Origin of the sequence: Streptomyces sp. NPDC057654 (assembly GCF_042800135.1) — a bacterium.
Lineage (GTDB): Bacteria > Actinomycetota > Actinomycetes > Streptomycetales > Streptomycetaceae > Streptomyces.
On sequence record NZ_JBHVHQ010000583.1, the window covers coordinates 1 to 5,572 of the forward strand.

Genomic DNA, 5,572 nt, shown 5'->3' on the forward strand with positions numbered 1-5,572 from the left:
ACCGTGCACGGGGTATGCCGCCTCACGGGCGTCGCGGACGAACTCGCCAAGGCGGGCTTTCCCCGGAAGCGCGGCGGCACGTTCCGCTGGGGCGCCACGCCGGAGCCGTGGACGTTCTCCTTCTCGGTCTCCCCGCGCATGGCGGGCCCGACGTCCTTCGCGTACCAGGTGGAGCGGTCGAAGTTCGACCACATTCTGCTCAACCACGCCCGCCACACGGGCGCCGAGGTGCGCGAGGGATGCGGCGTCGCCGACGTCATCGCCGACGACGAGCGGGTGCGCGGCGTCCGGTACACCGATGTGGACGGCACGGAACGGGAGGCGTTCGCCACGTTCGTGGTCGACGCGTCCGGCAACAAGAGCCGGCTGTACCGGCGGGTGGGCGGCTCCCGTAACTACTCGGAGTTCTTCCGCAGCCTCGCGCTGTTCGGCTATTTCGAGAACGGCAAACGGCTCCCGGAGCCGAACTCGGGCAACATCCTGTCCGTGGCGTTCGACAGCGGCTGGTTCTGGTATATCCCGCTGAGCGACACGCTGACGAGCGTCGGCGCGGTCGTGCGGCGGGAGCTGGCCGAGAAGATCCAGGGCGACTCCGAGAAGGCGCTGCGGGCCCTCATCGCCGAATGCCCCCTGATCGCCGAGTATCTGGCGGACGCCCGACGGGTCACGACCGGCCAGTACGGCGAGATCCGGGTCCGCAAGGACTACTCGTACCACCACACGACGTTCTCCCGCCCCGGCATGATGCTGATCGGCGACGCCGCGTGCTTCGTCGACCCGGTCTTCTCGTCGGGCGTCCATCTCGCCACCTACAGCGCGCTGCTGGCGGCCCGGAGCATCAACAGCACGCTGGCCGGACTCGTGAGCGAGGAGGCGGCCATGAAGGAGTTCGAGAACAGGTACCGGCGCGAGTACGGCGTCTTCTACGAATTCCTGGTCTCGTTCTACGACATGCACCGCAGCGAGTCCTCGTACTTCTGGCAGGCCAAGAAGGTCACCCAGCACAACCGCTCCGAATTCGAGGCGTTCGTCGACCTCGTGGGCGGGGTCTCCTCCGGCGAGTCCGCCCTCACCGAGGCCGACGCCGTCATGGACCGCCGCCGCGCGGGCTACGACGAGTTCGCCTCCGCCGTGGACCACCTGGCCCACAGCGACGACGGGAACATGGTGCCGCTGATCAAGTCCTCGGTGGTGCGCGCGGCCATGAGCGAGAGCTCCCAGGTGCAGATGCACGCGCTGCTCGGCCAGGACGCGGCGCCGGAGACCCCGATGTTCCCCGGCGGGCTCGTGTCGTCGTCGGACAGCATGTACTGGCTGCCGTTCGCCGGTTCGTGAAGCCCGGTTCGTGAAGCCCGATTCGTGAAGCCTGGTTCGTGTATCCCGATTCCGGGCCCGCGGCTTCCGGGCCCGGATACGCAGCGCCGAGAAGGAGGTTGCTCCGCCCATGACGCAGCAAGGAGAGATCCCCGTACACACGCGCCGCGACCGGTACGACCCCGTGCCCGAGCTCGCCCGGCTGCGCGCCGAGCGGCCGCTCGCGGAGCGGGCGAACGTCAGCCGCGGAACCGCCAGCCGCCTGGAGGGGTGGCTCGCCACCGGATTCGACGAGGTGCGGGAGGTGCTCGGCGGCTCGGAGCGGTTCAGCACCCTCCCGCCCGCCGACAGCAAGGCGGAGTCCCTGGAGCTCGTCCAGGCCGGGAACCTGCTGCGGTACGACCCGCCCGAGCACACCCGCCTCCGGCAGATGCTGACGCCCGAGTTCACGGTCCGCCGGATGCGCAGGATGGCACCGCACATCGAGGCCATCACCGAGGACTGCATGGACACCCTGGAGGAGGCCGGCCCGCCGGCCGACCTCATGAAGCACTTCGCCTGGTCCGTACCGGCGCTGGTCACCTGCGAACTGCTCGGCATCCCCCGCGACGACCGGGCCGAGCTCGCCCGCCGCCTCGACGAACTGAACCGCCACACCGGCACCCACCACGGCCACTCGGCCTCGAACGTGCTGTTCCGCCACATGATCCACTTCGCGGCGCTGCAACGGAAGAACCCCGGCGAGGAACTCATCGGCATGCTCGTGCGCGAGCACGGCGACGACATCAGCAACCAGGAACTGGCCGGCATCAGCCTGTCCCTCATGGCGGCCGGGATCGAGAACATCGCCTGCATGCTCGGGCCGGGGATCCAGGTGCTGCTGGAACACCCCGACCAGCTCGCCCTGCTCCGCGAGCGCCCCGAACTGATCGACCAGGCCGTGGAGGAACTGCTGCGCTACGTCTCCGTCATCCCCACCGCCTCGCCCCGCACCGCCCTGGAGGACATCGAGGTCGCCGGGCATGTCGTCAAGGCCGGCGAGCGGGTCGTCTGCTCGCTGTTCGCCGCCAACCGGCTACAGGACCCCGACGGGCCGCGCGACGACTTCGACATCACCCGCACCCCCGTCTCCCACGTCGCCTTCGGACACGGCATCCACCACTGCGTGGGCGCGCCGCTCGCCCGGATGGTGCTGCGGACCGCCTACCCGGCGCTGCTGCGCCGCTTCCCCGGCCTGCGGCTCGCCGTCCCGGCGGAGGAGGTCTCGTTCCGGCCCGCGCAGTCGCTCATCTACGGCGTGAACGATCTGCCCGTCACCTGGTGAGGCCGCGATGACACAGGAAACCCGGTCCGCGCGCCCGTACACGCGCAGGGACCGCTTCGACCCCTCCCGTGAACTGAGCCGCCTGCGCACGGAGGCGCCTCTCACCAAGATCGATACGGGCACGAGCACGAGCACGGGTACGGGTGCCGTCACGGACCCGGGGGCGGCCGGGACCCGCTGGCTGGCCACCGGCTACGACGTGGTCCGCCGCGTACTCGGCGACCCCGCCCGCTTCAGCAGCAGCGGACCTGCCCGCACCGACGCCGGCTCCCGGCCGGACGGCTGGCTCGGCAGCCTCCTCGTCGACTACGACCCGCCCGAGCACACGCGGCTGCGCGCGATGCTGACGCCGGAGTTCACGGTGCGGCGGATCCGGCGGCTGGAGCCCCGCGTCGAGGCCCTGGCGGCGGAGCGCCTGGACGCCATGGAGGCGGCCGGGCCGCCCGCCGACCTGGTGTCCGCGTTCACCTGGCGCGTCTCCGTCGGGACGCTCTGCGAACTGATCGGCGTCCCGCGCGACGACCGCGCCGACTTCGAACGCCGCAGCCGAGCCTTCGTCAGCGGCGGCCGCAGCACCCACGGCTCGTACCTCTCCCGCTACTTCGCCGCCCTGCTGGCCCGTCAGCGCGAGGACCCCGACGAGGGGTTCATCGGCATGCTCGTACGCGACCACGGCGACCGCCTCACCGACGAGGAACTGCAAAGCGTCATCCTCGTCCTGCTCCTCGCCGGGATCGACAACGCCTCCAGCATGCTCAGCCTCGGCACCCTGGTCCTCCTGGACCACCCCGGCCAGCTCGCCGCGCTGCGCGACGCCCCGGCGCTCGCGGACCGCGCGATCGAGGAACTGCTCCGGTACCTGTCCGTGGTGCACGCCCCGACCGCCCGGTTCGCCGTCGAGGACGTCACCATCGGCGATCAGCTGATCAAGGCGGGCGAGCAGGTCATCTGCTCCATCGCGACGGCCAACCGCGACGACGCCCTCGGCGACGGCATGGACCGCTTCGACCTCACCCGCGAGCCCGTCCCTCACCTGGCCCTCGGCCACGGCATCCACCACTGCCTCGGCGCGGCACTGGCCAGGATGGAAATGCGCATCGCCTATCTCGCGCTGCTGCGCCGTTTCCCCGCCCTGCGGCTGGCCGTACCCGGCGACGAGGTGCCCTTCCGCGAGGACGCGTCCGTATACGGCGTGGAACGACTGCCGGTCACCTGGTAAGGGGTGCGATGACTCAGCAAACCCGGCCCATCCCCATGCATACGCGCCGCGAGCGCTTCACCCCCGCGGCCGAACTGGCCCGGCTGCGCCGGGAATCGCCTCTGGTGAAGATCAGCGAGGGCGAATCCCCGGGCGAGCCGGCCGAGTGGCTCGCCACGGGCCACGCCGAGGTGCGCCGCATCCTCGGCGACCCCGTCCGCTTCAGCAACCGGCGCCGGTTCGGCGAGCGTGACGCGGGCCCCCGGTCGGAGGACTGGATCGGCAACCTGATGGACTGGCGATACCCGGCGACGAAGTGCCCTTCCGCGTGCACACGCCCGTATACGGGGTCGATCGACTGCCCGTCAGCTGGTGAACGACGCACTGGTGGAAAACGATTGAGGGGTTGTCGGTGAGGAGAGGGGGAGGGCGATGGAGGTACGAGTCGACCGCGGCAAGTGCGCGGCTTCCGGACTGTGCGTGCTCACGGTGCCGGCGGTCTTCGACCAGTCGGAGGAGGACGGCAAGGTGATGCTCCTCGCCACCGCCCCCGGCCCGGAGCTGGCCGTGGCCATGCGCGCGGCGGCGTCGCGGTGCCCTTCCGGCGCGATCACGCTGGTCACGCGGCCGGAGGAGGAGCAATCCGAGGCGGCCGGGGCGTCGGGAGCAGAGTAGCCCGGCCGTCGCGGGGCGGAGGCCGCGAGCCGGTGATCGAAGGTCCGAAGGGGGCGGAGCCATGGCCGGGCGGGGACCGCGGCGGCCGGGAACCGCCCCCGTGTCTGGGAGGTGACCCACATGTTCCACGTCATGGGGCAGGAGAATCCGCAACGCGTCGACCTGTACCAGAAGGCGCAGCTGCTGCTGCCCTTCGCCATCCGGGGCCTGGCCACGCTGGGCGTCGCCGACGCGCTCGCCGCCGGGCCGAAGCCCGTCGAGGAGATCGCCAAGGAAGTCGGCGCGGATACGGACGCCTTGTACCGGACGCTGCGGTACGTGGCCCGGAAAGGAGTCTTCGAGGAGCTGCCGGGGCGGGAGTTCGCGATGACCCCGAACGCGGAGTGCCTGCGCAGCGACAGCCCCGGCAGCATGCGGCCGATGCTGATGATGGGCGACGACGCGGACGCGCAGTTCGGCGCGTTCACACGGATCGTCCAGGTGCTGCGCACCGGCGAGGCCGAGCGGCTGGGACATCTCCGGAGGGTCGTCGTCACCGAGGGCGGACCGGCGGCGGAGGGGCAGCCTGAGGCGGGGCCGGAAGGGCAACCGTCACAGGAGCGTCCGAAGGGGCGGTTCTGCCGGTTGCAGGACCCCCGGCAGTTCGACGCCGTCCTCGACGCCGTCGACTTCGCCTCCGACGACGTGGTGGCCGACATCGGAGGCGCCAACGGGGCCATGCTCGGCGCGATCCTCGCCCGGCACCCGCGATTGAAGGGCATCCTGTTCGACCGCCGGCAGGTGGTCGAGGACGCCCCGGCGACTCTGAGCGCCCTCTCGGTCGCGGACCGCTGCCAGATCGTCGGCGGCGACATGCTGGAGGGGGTGCCGAGCGGCGCGGACACCTACCTCATGAGCAACGTGCTGCACAGCCAGCCCGACGAACGGGCGCTGGCGACGCTGACCAACGTACGGTCGGCCATGGGCGACGGCGCCCGGCTGCTGATCATGGAGGCGGTCGTCAACGACATCGGGGACGCGGACGCCTCCGCCGTCGAAATGGACTTCATGCTGATGCTCCA

6 protein-coding genes are annotated in these 5,572 nt (G+C 71.1%); all 6 read left to right on the plus strand.

What is annotated here, in order from left to right:
* Window positions 1–1,335, plus strand: a 1,335-nt coding sequence (locus ACFU99_RS31205; protein WP_384398402.1) for a tryptophan 7-halogenase, incomplete at its 5' end; no start/stop codon positions are given.
* A gap of 109 nt (window positions 1,336–1,444) precedes the next feature.
* Complete coding sequence (locus ACFU99_RS31210) at window positions 1,445–2,638, plus strand: cytochrome P450 (protein WP_384398404.1); 1,194 nt, start codon at window positions 1,445–1,447, stop codon at window positions 2,636–2,638.
* A 7-nt stretch (window positions 2,639–2,645) separates the two neighbouring features.
* The gene (locus ACFU99_RS31215; RefSeq protein WP_384398406.1) at window positions 2,646–3,857 is read left to right on the plus strand and encodes a cytochrome P450; all 1,212 of its coding nucleotides are present in this window, start codon (window positions 2,646–2,648) and stop codon (window positions 3,855–3,857) included.
* Window positions 3,858–3,865: 8 nt separating this feature from the next.
* Window positions 3,866–4,252, plus strand: coding sequence for a hypothetical protein (locus ACFU99_RS31220; protein ID WP_384398408.1), 387 nt, complete (start codon window positions 3,866–3,868; stop codon window positions 4,250–4,252).
* A 16-nt stretch (window positions 4,253–4,268) separates the two neighbouring features.
* Entirely contained in the window at window positions 4,269–4,511 is a 243-nt protein-coding gene (locus ACFU99_RS31225) for a ferredoxin (RefSeq protein ID WP_384398410.1), read from the plus strand.
* Between the two features lie 120 nt (window positions 4,512–4,631).
* Window positions 4,632–5,572, plus strand: a 941-nt coding sequence (locus ACFU99_RS31230; RefSeq protein ID WP_384398412.1) for a methyltransferase, incomplete at its 3' end; no start/stop codon positions are given.